The sequence below is a fragment of the uncultured Psychrobacter sp. genome, assembly GCF_947500265.1.
In the GTDB taxonomy this organism is placed as follows: Bacteria; Pseudomonadota; Gammaproteobacteria; order Pseudomonadales; family Moraxellaceae; genus Psychrobacter.
Genome location: NZ_CANMRN010000001.1, coordinates 292,257 through 313,249, shown reverse-complemented (window position 1 = coordinate 313,249; position 20,993 = coordinate 292,257). Strand labels below are relative to the sequence as shown.

The 20,993-nt window shown below is 43.3% G+C and carries 17 protein-coding genes; 4 read left to right on the top strand and 13 right to left on the bottom strand.

Translation table 11 applies throughout. The annotated features are described in order from the left end of the window. Positions 1-160: 160 nt before the first annotated feature. The 5 genes from Q0788_RS01305 to Q0788_RS01285 form a co-directional block, all read right to left on the bottom strand. A complete protein-coding gene (locus tag Q0788_RS01305; RefSeq protein WP_298807357.1) occupies positions 161-865 on the bottom strand; it encodes a hypothetical protein in 705 nt (234 codons plus the stop codon). Between the two features lie 303 nt (positions 866-1,168). Continuing rightward, complete coding sequence (locus Q0788_RS01300; RefSeq protein WP_298807355.1) at positions 1,169-2,293, bottom strand: CaiB/BaiF CoA-transferase family protein; 1,125 nt, start codon at positions 2,291-2,293, stop codon at positions 1,169-1,171. Next, entirely contained in the window at positions 2,286-4,475 is a 2,190-nt protein-coding gene (locus Q0788_RS01295; protein ID WP_298807353.1) for a 3-hydroxyacyl-CoA dehydrogenase NAD-binding domain-containing protein, read from the bottom strand. The genes Q0788_RS01300 and Q0788_RS01295 overlap by 8 nt, the downstream gene beginning before the upstream one ends. Positions 4,476-4,531: 56 nt before the next feature. Next, positions 4,532-5,740, bottom strand: a complete 1,209-nt coding sequence (locus tag Q0788_RS01290; RefSeq protein ID WP_298807351.1) for an acetyl-CoA C-acetyltransferase — start codon at positions 5,738-5,740, stop codon at positions 4,532-4,534. Positions 5,741-5,845: 105 nt separating this feature from the next. Then, positions 5,846-6,997 carry an acyl-CoA dehydrogenase family protein gene (locus tag Q0788_RS01285; RefSeq protein WP_298807350.1) on the bottom strand — a complete coding sequence of 384 codons (1,152 nt, stop codon included), beginning with the start codon at positions 6,995-6,997 and terminating at the stop codon, positions 5,846-5,848. A gap of 275 nt (positions 6,998-7,272) precedes the next feature. On the opposite strand from Q0788_RS01285, the gene Q0788_RS01280 reads away from it, so the two are divergent. After that, positions 7,273-7,911, top strand: a complete 639-nt coding sequence (locus Q0788_RS01280) for a TetR/AcrR family transcriptional regulator (RefSeq protein ID WP_298807348.1) — start codon at positions 7,273-7,275, stop codon at positions 7,909-7,911. A 140-nt stretch (positions 7,912-8,051) separates the two neighbouring features. Here the strand turns inward: Q0788_RS01280 and Q0788_RS01275 are convergent, their stop codons facing one another. From Q0788_RS01275 to Q0788_RS01250, 6 genes are all read right to left on the bottom strand, one after another. Then, entirely contained in the window at positions 8,052-8,687 is a 636-nt protein-coding gene (locus Q0788_RS01275; protein ID WP_298807346.1) for a hypothetical protein, read from the bottom strand. 402 nt (positions 8,688-9,089) lie between these two features. Then, positions 9,090-10,073 (bottom strand): MDR family oxidoreductase, encoded by a 984-nt coding sequence (locus Q0788_RS01270; protein WP_298807344.1) that lies wholly within the window; start codon positions 10,071-10,073, stop codon positions 9,090-9,092. Between the two features lie 77 nt (positions 10,074-10,150). Next, entirely contained in the window at positions 10,151-10,783 is a 633-nt protein-coding gene (locus Q0788_RS01265) for a TetR/AcrR family transcriptional regulator (protein WP_298807343.1), read from the bottom strand. Positions 10,784-10,880: 97 nt separating this feature from the next. Beyond that, complete coding sequence (locus Q0788_RS01260; protein WP_298807342.1) at positions 10,881-11,465, bottom strand: YqiA/YcfP family alpha/beta fold hydrolase; 585 nt, start codon at positions 11,463-11,465, stop codon at positions 10,881-10,883. A gap of 57 nt (positions 11,466-11,522) precedes the next feature. Next, a complete protein-coding gene (locus Q0788_RS01255) occupies positions 11,523-12,437 on the bottom strand; it encodes a hypothetical protein (protein ID WP_298807340.1) in 915 nt (304 codons plus the stop codon). 533 nt (positions 12,438-12,970) lie between these two features. Beyond that, on the bottom strand, positions 12,971-13,573 hold the full coding sequence (locus tag Q0788_RS01250; protein ID WP_298807338.1) for a hypothetical protein: 603 nt from the start codon (positions 13,571-13,573) through the stop codon (positions 12,971-12,973). 444 nt (positions 13,574-14,017) lie between these two features. Between Q0788_RS01250 and Q0788_RS01245 the strand changes: the two genes are divergently transcribed. The 3 genes from Q0788_RS01245 (at position 14,018) to Q0788_RS01235 (ending at position 19,229) form a co-directional block, all read left to right on the top strand. Then, positions 14,018-15,217, top strand: coding sequence for a sugar transporter (locus tag Q0788_RS01245; protein ID WP_298807336.1), 1,200 nt, complete (start codon positions 14,018-14,020; stop codon positions 15,215-15,217). A 366-nt stretch (positions 15,218-15,583) separates the two neighbouring features. Beyond that, the gene (locus Q0788_RS01240; RefSeq protein WP_298807334.1) at positions 15,584-16,861 is read left to right on the top strand and encodes an MFS transporter; all 1,278 of its coding nucleotides are present in this window, start codon (positions 15,584-15,586) and stop codon (positions 16,859-16,861) included. A 412-nt stretch (positions 16,862-17,273) separates the two neighbouring features. Next, entirely contained in the window at positions 17,274-19,229 is a 1,956-nt protein-coding gene (locus Q0788_RS01235) for an autotransporter domain-containing protein (protein WP_298807333.1), read from the top strand. A gap of 151 nt (positions 19,230-19,380) precedes the next feature. Here Q0788_RS01235 and arfB read toward each other — a convergent pair whose 3' ends face one another. Then, positions 19,381-19,791 (bottom strand): alternative ribosome rescue aminoacyl-tRNA hydrolase ArfB, encoded by a 411-nt coding sequence (gene arfB / locus Q0788_RS01230; RefSeq protein ID WP_298807332.1) that lies wholly within the window; start codon positions 19,789-19,791, stop codon positions 19,381-19,383. A gap of 185 nt (positions 19,792-19,976) precedes the next feature. Then, a complete protein-coding gene (locus Q0788_RS01225) occupies positions 19,977-20,819 on the bottom strand; it encodes a CoA ester lyase (protein ID WP_298807331.1) in 843 nt (280 codons plus the stop codon). Positions 20,820-20,993 lie beyond the last annotated feature (174 nt).

The window sequence follows — 20,993 nt, the reverse complement described above, 5'->3', positions numbered from 1 at the left end:
TGTAATTTTGGATGATGTCGAAAGAACTTATTTATGAGGTTAATAATTTAAAAAGCCTCGCCATTCATAATACGAGCAGTGAGGCTTTTTTCTAGTTTTTCAGCTATATAATTTTCAAATCTGTTCTTTTGCTGATTACTCTACTAACTTATCTTCCACACTATTCAGCATCATCCAACAGTTTGTTAAGCTCGTCTACCATTGGGTCGTCAATGATGCTGCCTTCTACATAGCTGATTATCTCATCTACAGTCGTCAAATCCATTTCACGAATACCTAAACTGGCTAGTTGCGCATTAATAGACTCTAAGCTGTCATTATCTTCAGCGTCATCTAATAAATCCTCTTCAAATCTACCTCTGACAAACCAGTACATTTTTTCTAACACGGTTTCTTTTTTGGTTAAAGTAGAATAACCATCACCATAAATAAATAGGTTGAAATGATAAGGTATTTCTACATCATTAATGAAGAAAGTACGCTGACACTCTAATGTATAGGCCTGAATCTCTTCATTTTCAGCGCTTTCATCACCTTTGTTGTCTTCATCATATTCAATCGCCTCTTCTATCAACTCACCTAATATTTGATAGTCGCCGACTTTGATTTTATGATTATAAATGATAGCAGAGTCTGCGATTGCATCAAAAATAATGGCACTGACATCTAAGGTATGATTATCGATATCATAGAATGCTTTTAACGCTGGCAAAAACTCGGTTAGCTCTTCTTCTGGCACTTGAATGAGAAACTGCTGCTCGTATATTTTAATCATATCTTCAGGAGCATAAGTATTAGCAGTATTGGTCTCGTTTCTACCTGTTGGCTGCAAAGGTAAAAAATTATACGGGTTATGTTTGGTCATTCAGAACTGCCTTTTTGCTTAAGTTAAATTTATTAAATGTCTGTGTTGCTCAATCTCTAAGAGCCTTTGAACGTGCTACTATTTTTCAGTACCGTAAGACTTTAGGATTTATGGGTGTATTGTCTCTTATTCAGGCAATTTTAGATAGACAGTTATAAATATACAAGTTCAATCACTCTACTTTAGACAGGCAGTCTAAATTACACAGGCTAAAGAGACGATACTAGCCAGCAGCGGCTTGATATCTCCTTCAAGTGCTAATCCAACTTTCACTTTTCTCTAAAGCTACTTACATACTAATTATTAATTCACTGGCTGCCACCCTGATGTTGCATGATGCTCATCTTGATGCGCAAATAAAGGGTGAACTTTAGCTTCATGCAAACTCAGCACAGGGGTCACACAGACATCTGTTGCTGCAAATACACGTTGCCAATGCTCAAGCGTTTGACTGGCGAATTTTTCCGCGATTGTTTTAGTCGCAGCCTCACTCTCAGGCATATTGGGCATGATACCAAGTTGCCAGTGTATTGCTTTAAGCGCTGGCAGCTCCAATACCTCACATAGACCTTGCCAAAATTTCAACTCTAAGGAACCAACCGCCATATGGCGCTTATCAGCGGTTTGGTACAATCGGTAACATGGCAATGCACCACCCAAAAAATCATGCTGCGGCAGTAGAGTGTCGTTTGAGCCATTTCCTGAAAGGCTATTAATCAGTTTGCCTGTGACCTTTGGCATGACCATATGATTATAAAGACTGTGCGTCATGCTAATAGCAATGTGTCGCCCTTTGCCCGTATGTTGGGCGGCAAATACGGCAGCCAACAGTGCTATCACGGCTGTGTCACTACCACCTGCCAAATCCGCAAACTGGATATTAGGCATAGCCTGCTCACCCTGCGCTGTTTTTAGCTGATCTAGTACGCCGCTCATAGCCATAAAATTAATATCATGACCGGCTTTGTTGGCCCAGTCATGATTCACTTCAGAGCCATCTTCTGAGTCAATACCTTCTTTTGCGTAATTGCCTTCTACGCCATAGCCAGTGATTGACACTATTACTAGCTTTGGGTTGATGGTATGCAGGGTCTTAGCATTTAGTCCCATTTCTGCCAAGACACCTGGGCGAAAGCTATCTAGCATCACATCAGCTTCTTTAAGATGTGCTTTTATAGCTTCAATCGCTTTGGGATCATGAAAATCATATTTTTCGGTCGTTTTACCGTGGTTTAAAGCTGCGAATAATTCACCAAATACCCGAGCAGGATCACCTTGTTTGGGCTCGATTTTAAGGACGTCCGCGCCCAAATCCGCAAGCAAACGCGTGGCAAAAGGCCCAGGTAGGTTACGAGTCAGATCGACCACTCGTAACCCTTGTAGACAGTCCGCCATTTGATCATGATTTGATAAATGCACATCAGTCATCGGAGAACGCCTCACCTTTGACTGCCATATCTAACAAGATTTGAGCTGGCTCAAAACGTTCGCCATATTTCGCAGCCAGCTCACGACTCCGCTCAACAAACGCACTCACGCCCATTGCATTGATAAACTGTAGTGTACCACCGTGCTGCGGTGCAAACCCCCAGCCAAAGATAGACCCTATATTGGTATCAGCAACTGAGCGCACGACGTTTTCCTCATAGCACTTAGCAGATTCATTGGCTTGAATAAACATCAAACGATCGACCAAGTCTTGCTGCGAGGGTTGCTCTGATTTTGGTGGGTATAAGGTCATCAGCTCAGGCCATAAGTACTTATCACTTCCTGCAGGATACTCATAAAAGCCTTTGCCATTTTTTTTGCCTTCACGCCCATGCTCATTGACTAGCGTTTTGAGTATCTCGTATGAAGGACGCACCGCCATCGGCTTGCCTTCGGCTGCCATATCAAGCTGTCGCTGTTCGCTGACATGCAGTGCCAGACTCAACGACACCTCATCTTGTAATGCTAAGGGCGGCATCGGCATGCCTGTTTTTATACCAGCGACTTCAATGCTGCGAGGATGCACGCCCTCTCCTAGCATCGCAATACCCTCTGATACATAGGCGCCAAACACACGCGACGTATAAAAACCGCGACTGTCATTGACGACGATAGGCGTTTTGCCGATTTGTAGTACATAATCAAACGCTTTTGCCAACGTCGCATCATCGGTTTGCTCACCCATGATAATCTCAACGAGCGGCATCTTGTCTACTGGTGAGAAAAAGTGCAGACCGATGAATTGATTTGGGCGTGTGCTGGCTTTTGCCAGTCCTGTGATCGGCAGTGTTGAAGTATTAGACGCATAAACTGCAGTATCTGAAATCACCGCTTCACTTTGCTGGGTACACTTGGCTTTGATCTCTCGGTTTTCAAACACAGCTTCGATGATAAGATCGCAATCAGCCAAATCCTCATAAGAGACTGTTGGCTTGATACGTTCTAAGAGGGCTTGTTTTTTCTCTTCTGTTGAGCGTTTACGGCTGATCGCTTTGTCCAAAATATTGGCAGAGTATGCTTTGCCTTTTTCGGCGCCTGCCATGTCTGTGTCTAGTAGAACGACATCGATACCAGCTTTGGCAGTGACATACGCAATGCCAGCACCCATCATGCCCGCACCCAAGATACCAACTTTTTTGGTGGTTGTGCGTTCAAACCCTTGGGGGCGAGACTGACCTTTTTTGATGCTATTGAGCTGAGTCCACAAGGTATTGATCATGTTTCTAGATTCAGCAGACAGCACACAAGCTGCGAAATAACGTGACTCAATCTCAAGCCCTGTATCGATGTCTACTAAACAACCTTCAAACACACAAGACATAATATGGGTAATCGCAGGATAATTGCCATGTGATTTTTGATTGGCCATAGCGGGTGCGATAGAGAACATCGGTACGACGCTGGGATGCTTACTATCACCGCCAGGGATTTTAAAGCCTTTTTTATCCCATGGCTGCTGTGCGCTTGGATTATCCTGAATCCAGTTTTTAGCCTGCAACATCATGTCTGTTCGGTCAGTGGCAGTGGCATCGATGAGACCGATACCTTTTGCCGCTATTGGGCTCAGATCACGACCTTGGGTCATCAGCTCCAGTGCTGCTTGAATCCCCACCAATAGAGGCAAGCGCTGCGTACCACCGCCACCGGGCAACAAGCCCAACTTAACCTCAGGCAGACCCAGCTTAGTCTTAGGCGAATCAATAGCAATACGATAATGACACGCCAACGCCAGCTCTAAACCACCACCCAATGCGGTGCCTGTCATGGCAGCGACGACAGGTTTCCATGAGGTTTCAAGCTGACGCATACTACCTTTGAGCCCTTCAGTCAATGTAAATGCTTGCTCGGCTGTCTTGATGGCAGACAACTGATTAAGGTCTGCCCCAACCACAAAAGTGTCTTTGGCCGATGTGAGAATTAGGCCTGTGGCTGCCTCATCATTGATGAAAGCATTGACCATCGCTGCAAACGCCTCTGCAAAACCATCACCGATGACATTCATTTTGCGGTTACTTTGATCTATCATCACAGTGACGATACCTGCATCGTCACGCTGGGCTGAAAAACCTTCTTGCTCGTTAATCATGTTTACGCTATCTGCTGTCTGATTGTTTGTCATCATTTTTATCCCTTAAATGATTCTGTATATATTATTTTTTGGTCTAGTTGAGACAGAGGTTAAACGCGCTCGATAATGGTCGCAATACCCATACCACCGCCCACGCATAGCGTAATCATGGCCGTTTTTAAGTCGCGGCGTTCTAGCTCATCGAGGATGGTCGTCATCAGCATCGCGCCCGTTGCACCCAGCGGATGCCCCATGGAGATTGCACCGCCATTGACATTGACAATATCAAGCGAAATTCCGAAATCATCAGCAGTATTAAGCGGTACGGCAGCAAATGCTTCATTAATCTCCCACAGATCTATATCAGAGGCTTGCATGCCCGCTTTGGTAAGGGCTTTTTGGCAGGCAGGCGTTGGGCCGGTCAGCATGATGGCAGGCTCCGAACCAACAACTGATGCCATCGTGATTTTGGCGCGTGGTTTGAGACCTGCTTGATTGCCAGCGGCTGCGCTACCAATCAAGCAAATTGCTGCCCCGTCGACGATGCCAGAGGAGTTACCCGCATGGTGGACATGATTGACCGTTTCAATTGTGGTATATCTGTCCAAGATAACGCTATCAAAGCCCATTTTGCCCGGCATGATAAAGGAAGGTTTGAGCCCAGCTAAAGTCTCTACATTGGTATTGGGCCGGATAGTTTCATCTTTGTCCAATAGCATCATGCCATTGATATCGGTGACAGGGACGACCGATTTGTCATAATAGCCGTTCTCCCAAGCCTGTGCTGCGCGGCGATGCGACTCAGTGGCAAAGGCATCAACATCTATACGACTAAAGCCTTTGAGCGTCGCGATGGTATCCGCACCCACCCCTTGTGGTACAAAGTGCGTAGCCTCATTGACACGTGGATCCATGTACCAAGCACCGCCATCGGAGCCCATCGGCACACGGCTCATAGACTCCACACCGCCTGCCACGACCATGTCTTCCATACCTGACATGATCTTGGCCGCTGCTAAGTTAATAGACTCCAGACCAGAGGCACAAAAGCGCGACAAGGTAAGCCCTGCCACACTTTGCGCCCAGCCAGCATCAATAGTGGCAATGCGGGCAATATCAGAGCCTTGCTCGCCCACTGGCGTCACGCAGCCAAGCACCACATCATCGACCAAACTGGTGTCCAAATAGTGGCGCTGCTGCATCTCTTTTAACAAAGTTCGCGTCAGCCAAATCGGTGATGCCTGATACAACGAGCCATCCTTTTTACCTTTACCACGTGGCGTGCGGATGGCGTCATAAATGTAAGCGGTCTCAGTCATAAAAAATCCTTTTTTTATTTTGTAAATTTTGTAAAGAATGTGCTGATGTCCTATTTAGCTTGCTAGATAGGACGTGGGCTTGTAACCAATCAATAAGCTACACGGCTACATAAAGCGTGATGCCAACTCTTTCATAATCTCATTGGTACCGCCATAGATTTTTTGCACGCGCGCATCGGCATACAAACGCGCAATAGGATACTCTGTCATATAGCCATAACCGCCAAACAGCTGCACGCATTCGTCAATCACCTCACATTGCTTTTCAGTGACCCAGTATTTGATCAATGACGCATGCGGTACGGACAGTTTGCCATCTAACATCGCATCCATTGCAGCATCACACATGGTGCTGGCAGCGAGATAATCTGCATAGCACTCTGCCATCTTAAAGCGCGTATTTTGAAACTTCCAAATAGGTTTACCAAAGGCTTCGCGGCCTTTTACATAGTCTAACGTTAAGCTAATCGCTAGCTTCATTGAGCCGACCCCAGATAACGCAATAATTAAGCGCTCACGTGGCAGCTCCTGCATCATCTGTATGAAACCCATGCCTTCTACTGTACCCAACAGGTTCTTTTGCGGCACACGTACATTGCTAAAGAACAGCTCTGAGGTATCCTGCGACGTCAGACCAATCTTGTCGAGATTGCGTCCACGCTCAAACCCTTCTACTTTATCCGTTTCTACGATGATAAGTGAGACACCTTGAGCGCCTTTTTCACGGTCTGTTTTACACGCTAATAAGATAAGTTTGGCATGCTGACCATTGGTAATAAAAGTCTTAGAACCATTAATAATGTAGTCATCGCCATCTTTGACCGCATAGGTTTTGATGTTTTGTAAGTCGGAGCCAGTACCAGGCTCGGTCATGGCGATAGCGCCGATACATTCGCCCGTTGCCATTTTTGGTAGCCACGCTTGTTTTTGCTGCTCAGTACCATGTTTTAAAATATATGGCGCGACAATGCCTGAATGTACCATGCCGCCAAATCCCGATTGATTGGCCTCAGTTTGAGCATAAATAACAGCTGCTTCATGACCGAAATCACCGCCACCACCACCATACTCAACTGGTATCGATGCACACAAAAAACCCATTTCGCCTGCTTCTTCCCAAGCGGCGCGATCAATCATGCCGTTTTTGCGCCATTGCTCGTCTTTGGAATCCCAAGATTGAAACATTTTTAAGGCACTGTCGTGCACCATCTGATGCTCTTCGGTCATCCAGTTTGGGGTGAATTTCTCAATACTCATAATGTCTGTCCTTGACAAGGTTGAATAAATAATAGCTATATCTAAGTCGTTTTGAAAAATTTATGGTAATCTATATTACCGCTATAGACATACTATAAATTCTTTGTATCTATTAATATACGAGTCTTATACTAGGATAAGGAAAACCACTTCGCAATCAATTAAATAAAAATGGTAATGCATATTACTTATTAATTTAATCACGTTAAACTATTGAGCAAATCATTTAACTGGTAGGACGTATCAAATAGCCAATACGTTAAGAAGCAATAAATATGAAAACCTTTAATCAGTCAGATAACCTTACGCAAACTCGATCTCTAGCGCCCCTATCCGATATGCGGCCCGCAACTTTGGATAAAATTGAGCAAGCCGTTCGTAAGGTCTTTGCAGGATTTGATGCTAATGAGGTAACGATGGCTCAGATTGCAAAGTCTGCAAACGTCTCTTTGCAAACGCTCTACAAGTACTTCGGGGATAAGCAAACGCTGTTTTATACCATTATGGATATCGTTTTGGGGAGATTGGCCGCTCGCATCATGGATCATCTGCAAGGGATTGATAGCGTACAAGATCGTCTACGTAAGACGCTGTGGGTCTGCTTTGATTTTGTCGACTCGCATCCAGATGCGGTGATGGTGCTATCTTCTGTCTCAGCCTCACGGATACGTAATATCGCAATCTATGAAAACAAAGAGTTAATTGGCGCGTTTTTGGCGGTATTAGAAGATGGACAAAATCGTGGGGTGCTCAATGACACCGTACCGCTGCACATACTGTTTGATGTGTTTATGGGCTTTATCAGCCGACTCGGTTTAATGCATACCATTCGCCAAACAGAAACGCCATTAAATGCAGAATTTGATGCACTGTTTGTGATTTTGTGGCGCGCTATTTCAAAGCCTGATGTTTAATGTTTAACAAACTATAAATATGACGTAAACACCAAAAAGCCCCACGATAAAGTGAGGCTTTCTTATACTTATTTTTCGGTAAATGTGATTACTCAGTCAATGCAATGAACAGGTCACGCTGCTTATACGCTCAACATGTTTTAGATACTGCTAGATTTTGGCAATCCATACTCTGCACGGTCGATCACATGATTGTCTTGTTCAATAGTCAATCGATAGCCTTTGATAATACCGTTATATGGCAGATTACCTTCGTACTGTTGATAATGCTCGCAGATACTTTCTTGAATCACTGACTCACGCGCAACCTTATTCAGTTTAGCAAAGTCATTAGGCAGAGTGACTTGCGCAAAACGCGAGGCAGCACCGCGAGACATCCAGTGTGCGCCACTCGTAAATTCAAAATCCATTTCGGCTCGCAAACGATAGCTAGGCGTAACGTCAGCCTCATTCGTTAAGTCATATTGGATCTGAGCAATATCTTCTGCGAATGGCTGATACGGTATTTCCAGTACTTCAAATAGCTTCGCTAAAAACTCATCTGCCGTAAAGTATTTATCCATGTAACTGCCATCAAGTCCAAGATATCTATTGCATAGTACATGGCGCAGGCGGTCACAGGCAGGTATGGTGTGCTTGAGCGGATAGCCCATTTTTTTAACGATGTTCTGCGGGCGCAGCTCAGACAACTCTATTTGATCGATAATATATTTCGCTAGAGAATGACGCGGTTGGTAACGGCGGGTATACTTGGATTGATTGGTAATATGGCTCATGATATTGAACACCTTAGACTCCTGTAACTCCGACGAAAAGGTTGATATACGCCCAAATAGGCAAAAAATCAGGCACAAATGAGGTTGTCGGAGTACAGGCTCATGCGCTTTACCAGAGTTGTTTTATATCGTGCTGGAAGTTGCAAGGTTTGTCATGCCGCCATTAGACTATTGTCATGGTCGGAAACAACAAAACTGTTAAACCCACGATAGATCGTTCAACGATGATAGCACATCAGATGACAAAAGATAAATACCGATATTTGTGACCGTTTGTGAATAATTATTTTTCACTTTGATGATTCAATCTTAGACCTTTCGATACATCATTTGTTCATGTATTAAAAAGAGGCTCAACATCGAAACTTTAATGTTGAAGTATTAAAAATTATGCTCGATAGCCTAACGATTGACATCAACGACTATTCGACCACGAACCTTACCATCCAATAACTCGTTGGCTGTCGGAATGACTTCGCTTAGACCAATCTCTCTGGTGATCGCATCCAATTGCGTCATATCCAAACCTGTACTCAAACGCTGCCATGCTTCTACACGCTCATCATAAGGTCGCGTCACGCTATTGATACCAAGCAAACTGACACCGCGTAAAATAAATGGCGCAACAGTAGCAGGGAAATCCATGCCTTGAGCCAGTCCACAAGTAGCGACTAAACCATCTTCACACGTACTGGCACAAACGTTGGCCAGCGTATGACTACCAACAGAATCAATTGCAGCAGCCCATCTCTCCTTACCAAGCGCACGTCCCGGGCTACTCAATTCAGCACGGTCTATGATCGTCGTTGCACCGAGGCTCTTTAAGTATTCTGCTTCCTCTAGGCGACTCGTAGAGGCCGTGACAGAGTAGCCTTGGTTTGCCAAAAGTGCGATGGCAAAGCTACCAACGCCGCCATTAGCACCCGTCACCAATACTTCGCCACGCTCCGGTGTCAGTCCATGACGCTCTAATGCGATTAAGCAAAGCATTGCGGTATATCCTGCTGTACCTATCGCCATCGCCTGACGTTCAGTCATCGATTCAGGAAGCGGGATCAGCCAGTCACCGTTTAATCGCGCTTTTTGTGATAGACCGCCCCAATACTTCTCACCCACACTCCAACCATTTAACAATACCTTGTCACCAGCTTTGTAGCGGGGATGGCTGCTTGTTTCGACGGTACCCGCTAAATCAATCCCTGGAACCATGGGAAATGTGCGTACCACAGGGCTACGACCCGTGATGGCCAATCCATCTTTGTAATTGAGTGTGCTATATGCCACACGAACCGTGACATCGCCTTCTGGTAATTGCGTGTCCTGTATCTCAGTCAGATTAGACTGATAAACATCGTCATTTTTTTCGATTAATATTACTTTAAACATAGTAGCTCCTATTTAGACCAATCGTCTATAAATTAGTAAAAAATTTAGACCGGTCGTCTAAAAATATAAATAAAAAATTACTTCTGTATTCCTGCTACAAAACCTCGGAAAAAAGTATCTAATGGACTGACATCTTGCACCAACTTAGCACGCAAAACCGCACCTTCCCAACCAATCCAAAAAAAAGCAGCAAGCTCATCACAATCACTATTAGGATGTATTTGTCCCTGTTGTACTGCAACACGTAAACAAGCCGCTAAACGTTTTTGCCAATCAAGCAGTATGTTTTCTAACTCACAGCGAAAACTCTCAGGCAACACGACAATCTCTTGACCCAAGTTACCTACCAAACAGCCGCGTCGAAATTCATGCTTAATCATTCCTGACTTAGCATCTTCAACAAAGTCACTAATACGCTGTATGGGAGATACTTGCTCATTCAGAAAACAATGATCTAGCTTGCGAGCAAAATACAACGCGTACTGCCGCAACACTTCCTGTCCAAATGCTTCTTTGTTTTTGAAATAATTGTAGAAAGAGCCTTTAGGCACGTTGATGCGTTTGAGTATGGCATCGATACCAGTAGTCGCAAAGCCTTGCTCTGTTAGTATCTCCATCCCAGATCTCAAAAGAGCTTCACGGGTATCCGTAAACTCTCTCTCAACATTGGGTGGACGCCCTCGACGGGCTTTTGGCTTAGTAATCGTCATGCACAAATATTATGACCGATCGTCTTTAATGTCAATCGATTATTTTTAGCGGTTTATTTATCCTTCAGTCGCTTGAGTTTTTTGACTGTCCTTACTATCAGTCCTCACCATGATACGTTGCCTCATCCATCCAAGCGATGGGATCTTCACACAAATGAGTTAAGTGATACCAGATATCATTACTACGGGCGATACGGTGGTGACCGCCTTCAAAGTAGTCGACTTCCCAGCTATCAGGCAGATTCACTAAGGTTCGTTTGGCGACTGCCACATCGAGACTTTCATCATCGACTTCTACCATAACCCGCACCATCTCGGTATTGGTCGTTGGAAAAGACAGCTTCATATCAGCCACGTCAGGGATACGGTCCGCCAATACCTCACTTGGATAGATACAAGGTGCAATCAATAGCGCGCGCAAGTTGTATTTATGAGCAAAATGATTGGCAAACCAGCCGCCAAGCGAATGCCCTGCCAACACCACTCGTGGATACTGTGTCATTTTTTCACGAATCAATGCATCATAAATCTCAAATATTTTTGCGAAATTCTCGCGGTAATTGACCGTTTGACAGTATTTGGGCTCACGCGTGATACACGTATATTTACTGGTCTCATTGCTTGAATCGAGACCATGAAAAAACAATAAAAACGTATCGTTGTTTTCAATGGGAAACATCATAAGGTTCTCCTTTTTTAATTATTACTTAGGTTTCTTCTTGATAATTTTTTTTATAAATCAAACTGGTTTTTGGGTGGCAACCTGTGCTTGGTACAAGCTTAAAAGCTCCTCACAAGCCTGTATTGAGATATTTTTTGCAAAACCTTCGTTAAACCAAAAATCATAAACCGCTTGGACAATGGCTTTCACCGCTTCTGCATTTTCTGGCTTTTGTTCTGTTAGTTTCATCGCAATGTCTTGCGCTTGTATATCCGACTCGCTATAGGGCGCGCTCCAGCCCACGCCATAACGATAGAGCACATCATTGATTGCCAATATGAATATGGCATTTGATATGCCAAATGACCCGATAAGCCTGTCAAGCATTGCACAGCGCTCTTCATAAATACTGACCTCTATCGGCATATCAGCTTGATCAAACAAACAGTCACAATTCACCATGTGCGAGGGTTTACTAAAATCATCCCACAGCAACGGATAAGTTCCTCGAATCCCGCCCTTTTCCACTACATTAAATTGCCAAATCGCATAATGAGTATCTGGCCCTTTATAAGGCACATGTATAAACCACTGCATCATCGCATCACTGTCATACATGATATGGGTGCTGCCAATCCGCACGCCCTGCTTAGGCAGTACATCCTGATATACGCTATCCATGCCATCACTATAAAGCTTCACTTTATGCAAGTTTTCATCACTGACATCGCCTAGCTTTGCTCTTGCTTCTTCTATGTTTCGATAGGGTTTAAAGGGTGCTACCCATCTGAGCGTCTCATCAGTATTATTCACGAAATAAATATCATCTTCATAATTGTCTACAGAAACCGTTTCGAGGTAAAACAATGGCGTTTTTCGTACTCGGCCCTTCTCATCATTTTCTAGTGCCGTTATGCCAGATAGCTTTGATCCATCCAACCACTTAGAATTATCTATACGTTTTTGCTCAAACTGATACGTTAATCTCGTCATATTTATATCCTTATTGTTTTGATTTTGGTTTTTTAGCTGCAGTTTTTCGTTGTTGTTATATTCTGAATGCTGATTTCAAGCCAGCCGAGTTTGTTCGCCATTTTGTTTAAATGACGTCATTATCTATAAAGTTAAGTGAGTGAATAGGCTTGGTAAAGTAGCAGTTTTTATGTATTTATATTTTTTAGTCACAGCTTTTCATTGTCGCATTGCCAATACTGTTGCACTGCCAACGAGCATTTTTTCTGTTTAGTTTTTTTGTTTATTAATAATGATGGTTTGTATAATTTGTACAGACGCAGAAGTTTAGAATAAACGAAAATAACATTGCTAAGGTAGCGTGCTAAAGACAACTCAGTTAAGAAGTGAAGCATTGCGCCCCGAGGGTTAACTGGTTTTTATCTCATGTTATTTTGCCTGACCTAATAACTATAATATAAACCCGTATAAAAATAAAGTAGTTTGGAAGCCTGTACGACAACTGGTGTCGCCTATCCTAATTTACTATGTCACTTAACATAGACTTACTATGGCTAGGCAAAGTCAGCAGTGATATAGAAGTATTGCTTTTGTCCATCCTCATTTTGGAATGACACTCGATAGCCATTGATTACCCCATTAAATGGGATATTTCCTGTCATAGCCATGTAATGTGCTCTAATTAATCCATTGATCACTTGTCGCTGTCGGTATCTATCCAGTAGGCGTACCTCATCATCTAGCTCTATTCTTGTAAACTTAGAAACCGCCATCATACTCATAAATGAAGGTTTGAAATCGTCGCTAAAAGTGATATCTGCATAGGCAATGGGCTTAGTAGCATTTAATACCTTGTGAGCGTACTGCTCCAGCTGCTGTAAAAGTGGTAAATACTCACTTCTATCAATCTCCAACACTTCGCACAGAGCATGAATAAACTCAGCAGATGAGTATTTGAAATCATAACTGGTTTTGGTCAGGCCTAATTCTGAAGACGACAAGACATGCTCTAGACGTTTTAAAGCGCTAGTTTGAGTTTTGACATTAGTCTGATAGCCCATAAATTGGACAATTTGGGCGTATGATAGATTTTGTTGTTCAATGCGCTGTAGGATTAAAGACTGCAATGTCATTGCATGGTGACCAGTAATCGTCATGGGATGCTTCCTTATACTCTGGCCTATTTAACTATGCCGATAAAGGTAAAAGCACAGTTACCTTGCTGAAAGTTGCAGAGTAATAAGGTGTTGTGCGTTTTACCAGTTGTTGTTTTTCATCGTGCTGGAAGTAGCCTTAAACCCACGATGTGCTTATATAGTAGCAAGGCTTATCAATATATGTCTAGATGGGCTTCGATATGAGACGACAATAACTGTCGCTTATATTTACGCGAATAAAATTTGAATAATTAAGGAGGGGCTTAGCATAATAGTTAAGCGGTAATAAATTTTTCGAATAAATGCCCAATTAACAATCCTTATCAAAAAACAACTTCCACGATCGACGTGGACTTGCTATCTTGCCTCGCAATCCTTGTATTCTAAGCAAGCGTGCCCCACTTTGACCTATCACACGTAGTATCTGCATCTGTATTGGATTTTATGACACATAACATTGAGGCCAGCTCAAACGCTCGCCGAACTCAGTATTTTCAAGTATTTTTGATGGGCGTTAGTGCCTTTATTATGAACACCACAGAATTTGTCCCTGTGGCGCTGTTGAGCGACATTGCCCAAGACTTTTCTATCACGACGGCAGAAACTGGCTGGATGTTGACACTCTATGCTTGGATTGTCGCGGCGATGTCATTGCCGCTAATGCTACTGACCAGTCGATTTGAGCGCAAACGTTTGCTCCTGGGGCTTTTTGCCGTATTTATCGCCAGTCATGTGCTATCCGTATTTGCATGGAGCTTCGACGTACTCCTCATTAGTCGGGTTGGGATTGCGTTATCGCATGCTATTTTTTGGTCTATCACAGCCGCAATTGCGATACGCGTCGCACCTGAAGGCAAAAAAGCCATGGCGCTTAGTGTTCTTGCAACTGGTACGTCATTAGCGATGGTATTGGGTGTGCCATTGGGTCGTTTGGTCGGTCAATGGTTTGGCTGGCGGGCGACATTTGGCGGTATTGGTGTGATTGCCTTAGTTGTATTCATCCTACAAGCAAGGCTATTGCCGACGCTGCCTAGTATGTTTGAAGGGTCTTTTAGAAAGATTCCGGAGCTACTCAAAAACCCATTATTGGTCTGTTTGTACCTGCTTATTTTGTTGGTCTTTACAGCCCACTATACGGCTTATTCTTATATAGAACCATTCATGCGCCAAGTTGGCAATATCAGTGAAAACGCTGCGACTTTTGTACTGTTATTATTCGGTGCAGCAGGAATTGTAGGTAGTGTTATTTTCAGTCGTTGGGGTGATCGATTCAATACTAGATTGATGCTGATATCGACCATACTGATGCTCGTATCTATGCTTGCACTATTGCTAGCGGTGACCTCTGTATGGGCGCTCAGCTTTATCGCTTTGCTTTGGGGCGCAGCGCTCATGCTACTGATTATCTCAATGCAGGCCAAAGTCATCATGGTCGATGTCAATGCGCAAGACATGCTGATGTCGATGTTCTCAGGTATTATTAATCTGGGAATTGGTACGGGCGCGCTATTCGGTGGTTATGCCGTGACACACATCTCACTATCTAGCGTAGGATACACAGGTGCGGCTATCGCAGTTGTGGCATTACTCCTAATGCTATTCATGATCAAGCGTTTTCCTGAATTGAGTAAGCGACTTGGCTAAACAACAAAGGTAGCATTAACAAATAACAGCTAGAAAATAGCTACCAGAGACTAGCAACCACAATGCCAGCCATATAAATAGGTTGGCATTTTCTTTATGCGTGAATACAACGATACAGCCTACAAATCATTTCAAGTATTTCTTAGACACCGATTGAACGAACGTTCAGGGGCAGTTATACTGATTTTATTGGACAAAAGTATACTTAAACTATAAGCATACTCTAGGAAAGACTGACAGGCATTAAGCACACAAGGATGAGTGTAAAATGAATGATATTCAAAACAAGGAAATGGCTCGCTATAATCTACAATTAAAATCAATTACGATAGTTATTATGAGTTCTCGAATTATGGGAGGTTTATGATGCCTAATGGAATAAACCAACAAGACAGTCAGGTTCAAGGAAATCAAGATAACACTGCGCCCCTTAGATTGGGTAAATTGCATTACGCTTGGATAGTCGCAGCGACAGGTTCTGTGGCCATGTTCTGTGGGCTTGGGTTAGGTCGATTTGCATTTGGTATGTTACTACCTTCCATGTCATCTTCTTTGGGATTAAATTATACCCAAAGCGGTATATTAGGATTTACCAACCTGATAGGATATCTGGTTGCGGTGCTTCTAAGCCCGTTTATCCTACCTCGGTTGAGTACTCGAACGACTGCGACGGCAAGCCTCCTCCTTATTGCTGTCTCGATGCTCGGCATGGCTTTTACCACGAGCTTTCCTGTACTGTGCGCACTCTATGTGTTGACGGGTATCGGTAGTGGTGGCGTGGTCTTACCAATGATGAGCGTCATGTCACATTGGTTTTTTCCTTCACACCGCGGGCTTGCTCTAGGGCTAGTCATGGCTGGTCCTGGATTTGGTATCATTCTATCAGGCTTTGTCGTACCCAAACTCTTACCTATCTCTACCCTACTGTCTTGGCAGACAGGCTGGCTAATTTTTGCCGTGATTAATATTGCGGTAGCTTGGCTTACTTTTACTTTAATTCGCAATCATCCAGACGATGTTAGTCAAAATCCTTTAGGGCGCGCACCCACCTTACCTGTTAAAAATAAGAAAAAACTAGAACGTAGTAATATTAAGCTGCTCGTACATTTGGGTGTCATCTTTGCCATTTATGGCGCCACTTACATGGTTTACGTCACCTTCATTGTCACCAATATGGTTGGCTCGTATCAACTGAGTGAAGCAACTGCGGGTGGGGTTTGGGCATGGATTGGCCTACTCAGTATGTTCTCAGGTATATTATTTGGCTGGATCTCTGACCATATTGGCAGACGCCTTGGTCTCGCTTTAGCCTTCTTTTTCCTTGCTATCGCTTATCTGTTGGTCGGACTTACGGATTGGAGTTTAGGATTGTATTTGTCAATTATCCTGTTTGGCTTAGTAGTGTGGAGTGTGCCTGTCATAATGGCAGCTTCTGCAGGCGATTATTTCGGGCCTGCGGCGGCGGCAAGTGCGCTCGCAGCGCTGACCTTTGCTTTTTCAGGTGGGCAAGCTCTTGGGCCAGTGGCAGCAGGTTATCTTGCAGAAGTCACTGGGGACTTTAGTATCAGTTATATGATATCTGGTATCGCCGCTTTTGTAGCGCTTGGACTTGCCTTGTTATTGCGTCCACAAAAACAAGCTTAATTTCAGTCTCTATAATATTGATACTGCTAGCTATACTTACTCTTGCCACCAGTGACGTCTGTATGCGCATTTGGCCTGATTATCTTACTATGGAGTGCTGCTTTGATACTATTCATGAGCAAGCAGTTGTTTAGACTAAATAAGCAATATCGATAGATAATTCTTATACTTTTCAACAAAGACAACTAAATAAAAATCAGGTGCTTACCGCATAATTACATAGAGGGGAACAAAATATTATGTGAGCGAGACAGTATGATTTCTTAATACTTGCTCCCCCTTTTTTATGCTCTAAAAACTTACTCAAATAAGGGAATATTCTTGCAATTTTGCAATCAAAACGATTGCTAGCTTTTTAAAAAGTGGTTACACTCGGTTGACAAACTATTACATTGACGACAAGGAAGTCGCTATGCCTCGTAATACCTCTCGCCCTACCGTTAGCCCTACTACTCTCAAAACTTTTGCCAAAAGCATGCTCGCTATCAGCCTATCTATCGCTGGCATTTCTCACGCAAATGCTTATGACAGTGTCACCTTTTTCGGTGATAGCCTGACCGATGGTGGCTATTTTAGTTCCATAACTCAAGGTAACTTGGGGCTTACAGAATCAGGTCAGTTTACTACCAATCCTGACAATACATGGGCGACCTCATTTGCTGAGCAGCTAGGAACAACCTCTGTTCCCATTGTCTATCTTGGGAATCAAACTGGTAATAACTACGCCATTGGTGGCGCGCGAGCAGGTGAAGAGGTTATAAATACAGATTTTGGATTTCCAGTGGATGTAGCCTCTGCCAAAACTCAAACAAACAATTACTTAGCCAATAACAAAGTAGATCCTAATGGACTATATGTCGTTTGGGCAGGGGCAAATGACCTGCTTGCTGCGGCGGACCCTATTAATAATGCCCAAGCGACCATACTTGGTGCAGTAGCTAGCCAAACCGAAACGATCAATGCACTAAAAGACAATGGTGCAAACTATATTTTAGTACCCAATATTCCTGATATTGGTTTAACTCCAAGAATTATCGCAGCACAAAAAGTTGCCGATGCGGCTGTCAAAAAAGCTATTGAAGATGGTGAAAATGCTGATTTTATTGCCAACATTCCAAATCAAACTATTCAAGCGCAAAGTACTGGTGCAGCCAGTCTATACAATCAATTTATGCTCAGTGGTGTAGCAAATACTGGGGCTAATATCATACCGCTAGATATGTTTAGCTTAACTCAGGAGATCATTGCGTCGCCTGCTCAGTATGGTTTTACTAATGTCACCGATGAAGCTTGCGGTGACAACAATAGCTCTCTAACTTGTGGACCTGATACTCTTGTAGAAGCAAACGCCAACGAAACCTACTTTTTCGCTGATGGCATACATCCAACAGGTGCTACTCATCAACTGATTGCTGACTATGCAAATGCTGTAGTCACAGCGCCTAGCTTAATCGGCGTCTTGCCACATATTGCAACGACAACTGGACTTGCAACCAATGAGCGCTTACAGTCACACGTCAATCAAATCCAAAGCAGTGAGCAAAAACCTGCCCGTACACTATGGGCCGTCGGTGAAGTCGCTAATCAAGAGATTGCAGGGTTTGATGGTGATAATAATACCCAAGTATTGCTTGGCGTAGATTTTGCTCATCCTAACTCAGCCAACGCCGTGACAGGCTTATACGGCAACATCACTCAAAAAGACTTTGGAAACTCAGACGTTGGCACAGGTTTGAGTGATATTGATCTGGGAGAAGTTGGTTTTGGTGTCTATCATAGCAACAAGTTTGGCGGTTTACAGATCAATGGTGCTGCAGGATTTGGCAACATGGATGTCGATGTCACACGTGCTGTCACACTTGGTAGTAACCAACAACAGTTTAAGTCAAATGCTGATGGCAAGCGCTTTTATGCCAACTTGCAGGCAGGCTACCCAATGCAAGTGAGCAATATTGCCGTTACGCCTTATATCGGTGCAACAGCGAGCCGCGTAAAAATTGACGGACTCAAAGAAAAAGAGATGTCTGGCATTGCTATGCAGTTCGATGAGCAGAAATACTCTACGACATATGGCAAGCTTGGCCTCAAAGCCAGTCATAGTTTGATGGAGAACCTCAATTTATTTGGTGACATTCATTACCAAAAGCAGCTGAGTGATAATCGTGAAGCAGTAACCGCACGTTTAAATACGCTACCAAATATCAGCTTTGAGACGCCTATGGTCGAAACTGATGATGATAACGTTGCCATGACACTTGGCCTATCTAGAAGCTTTGGTCTATTGAATGCCAATGCTGGTGTCACGCATTCACAAGGTAATGACGACGATTCAACCAGCCTATTTATTGGACTCAATGGTGCATTCTAAATAAGTTGTTAATCTAGAAAAATGGTATAGGTGATAATTAATCGCCTATACCATTCTAAATTCAAAAATTGCCATAACCTACTACGATTTTTGTTCTATAAACTTTCTGCCACAAAAATTCTCAACGACAAAACCTACTATCACAAACTTTCTAAAAATCTACTTTACCGCGTAAAGCCTTTGTCTTACCGCGCTGGGTTTTTTTATCCACCCGTTTACGTTTGGCATTTCTGCTTGGCTTGGTAGGCCTTCTGGCTTTATTAACGTAAGTGGCTTTGGTTATAAAACTTTGCAAACGCTCAAGCGCATCTATTTTATTGCGCTCTTGCGTACGAAACTGCTGCGCCTTGATAATTAGCACGCCTTCCTTGGTTATTCGGCTATCTTTGCTATTTAGCAGTCGCTGCTTGTACTCATCACTCAGACTTGAGTTGTTAATATCAAAACGCAGGTGGATGGCAGAAGATACTTTGTTGACATTCTGGCCACCTGCGCCTTGCGCTCGTATAGCGCTAATCTCTACCTCATTATCATTGAGAATGATATTATTAATGAAAATCATAGTTTGCTTTTATCGAATGTGAATGGATATGGTTTGTGATAAAGCATTATATAGTTAATCCTCTATAAATTAGGTAGGGTGTCAGTCTCGCTTAGTATACTGCTTGTAATACTTTCACTCGGCTTTCTAGTAACCAAATTATATTGAACCGACTGCTTATATTTAACTAAACATGGATTGGACTGCTACTTTGCCAACAGTTGACGACTACGCTCAATCACTGGTGCATCGACCATCTCACCATCTATTTTGAATACTGCCTGCCCGCTGCGCTCATACTCCTCGACTACACGCTGTGCAAACAACAAAGTCTCATCTGTCGGTTGTAATGTTTGTTGCACGACTGCCACTTGTTTTGGATGAATACACAGCATTCCTGACATCCCCATTTGTGACCATAACTTTACTCGATCGCTCAGTCCAACTTCACTATTGAAATGAAGATAAATGGTATCGATAGGCGGCGATAATTGGTGCACCTTTGACGTCAGGATTAGTTGATAGCGGATTTGATTGGCGATGATATTTGCGGCAGGCGTTCCTACTTGCACCTGCAAATCGTTGCACAGATCTAAAAATCCATAACTAAACGCGGCCAAGCCGACTGCTTTTGCCATACTATCGAGTTGATACAATCCTATCGCACTCTCAATCAAGGCAATCACGGGTAAATTGGTAAGCTGATGTACGCTCTCTATATCGGCGACTTGCTCGGCTTTAGCTAGTAACACACCAGCCAAATTAGGCGTTTTCTGACAGAGCACTATGTCTTTGAAAAATTCTTCGCTACCTGCCTTATTAATACGTAGCCAAATCGGCTGATAACCTGCACTGTCGTGATATTGTTGCAATGCTTCGCGTGCGGATGCTTTATCTTCTGGCGCCACGGCATCCTCTAAATCGACAATAACCGCATCTGCACCACTAGCAAAGGCTTTCGCTACTCTATCGATGCGAGTCGCGGGTACAAACAGCCATGTTTTATTTTGAGAAATTATATTTATTTTATTGTTGATAACTGAATTCATGCGTGACTCCATCATATTTTCCAAGTAGCTATTAGCATATTTATTATGCCACTATACAGCTGATGCTCATTTAAAATTAGCAATTTATTCGATAGTGCAAAACCAGGATTACTTAAACATTCCATTAAAAAACCAAATCAAAAGAGCCGCATGAAAATGAATCTCATGCGGCTC

Excerpts from the sequence above, each read along its gene's own strand:
- Q0788_RS01305 (WP_298807357.1), bottom strand. The coding sequence starts at position 865 with ATGACCAAACATAACCCGTATAATTTTTTACCTTTGCAGCCAACAGGT.
- Q0788_RS01300 (WP_298807355.1), bottom strand. The coding sequence starts at position 2,293 with ATGACTGATGTGCATTTATCAAATCATGATCAAATGGCGGACTGTCTA.
- Q0788_RS01295 (WP_298807353.1), bottom strand. The coding sequence starts at position 4,475 with ATGATGACAAACAATCAGACAGCAGATAGCGTAAACATGATTAACGAG.
- Q0788_RS01290 (WP_298807351.1), bottom strand. The coding sequence starts at position 5,740 with ATGACTGAGACCGCTTACATTTATGACGCCATCCGCACGCCACGTGGT.
- Q0788_RS01285 (WP_298807350.1), bottom strand. The coding sequence starts at position 6,997 with ATGAGTATTGAGAAATTCACCCCAAACTGGATGACCGAAGAGCATCAG.
- Q0788_RS01280 (WP_298807348.1), top strand. The coding sequence starts at position 7,273 with ATGAAAACCTTTAATCAGTCAGATAACCTTACGCAAACTCGATCTCTA.
- Q0788_RS01275 (WP_298807346.1), bottom strand. The coding sequence starts at position 8,687 with ATGAGCCATATTACCAATCAATCCAAGTATACCCGCCGTTACCAACCG.
- Q0788_RS01270 (WP_298807344.1), bottom strand. The coding sequence starts at position 10,073 with ATGTTTAAAGTAATATTAATCGAAAAAAATGACGATGTTTATCAGTCT.
- Q0788_RS01265 (WP_298807343.1), bottom strand. The coding sequence starts at position 10,783 with ATGACGATTACTAAGCCAAAAGCCCGTCGAGGGCGTCCACCCAATGTT.
- Q0788_RS01260 (WP_298807342.1), bottom strand. The coding sequence starts at position 11,465 with ATGATGTTTCCCATTGAAAACAACGATACGTTTTTATTGTTTTTTCAT.
- Q0788_RS01255 (WP_298807340.1), bottom strand. The coding sequence starts at position 12,437 with ATGACGAGATTAACGTATCAGTTTGAGCAAAAACGTATAGATAATTCT.
- Q0788_RS01250 (WP_298807338.1), bottom strand. The coding sequence starts at position 13,573 with ATGACGATTACTGGTCACCATGCAATGACATTGCAGTCTTTAATCCTA.
- Q0788_RS01245 (WP_298807336.1), top strand. The coding sequence starts at position 14,018 with ATGACACATAACATTGAGGCCAGCTCAAACGCTCGCCGAACTCAGTAT.
- Q0788_RS01240 (WP_298807334.1), top strand. The coding sequence starts at position 15,584 with ATGCCTAATGGAATAAACCAACAAGACAGTCAGGTTCAAGGAAATCAA.
- Q0788_RS01235 (WP_298807333.1), top strand. The coding sequence starts at position 17,274 with ATGCCTCGTAATACCTCTCGCCCTACCGTTAGCCCTACTACTCTCAAA.
- arfB (WP_298807332.1), bottom strand. The coding sequence starts at position 19,791 with ATGATTTTCATTAATAATATCATTCTCAATGATAATGAGGTAGAGATT.
- Q0788_RS01225 (WP_298807331.1), bottom strand. The coding sequence starts at position 20,819 with ATGAATTCAGTTATCAACAATAAAATAAATATAATTTCTCAAAATAAA.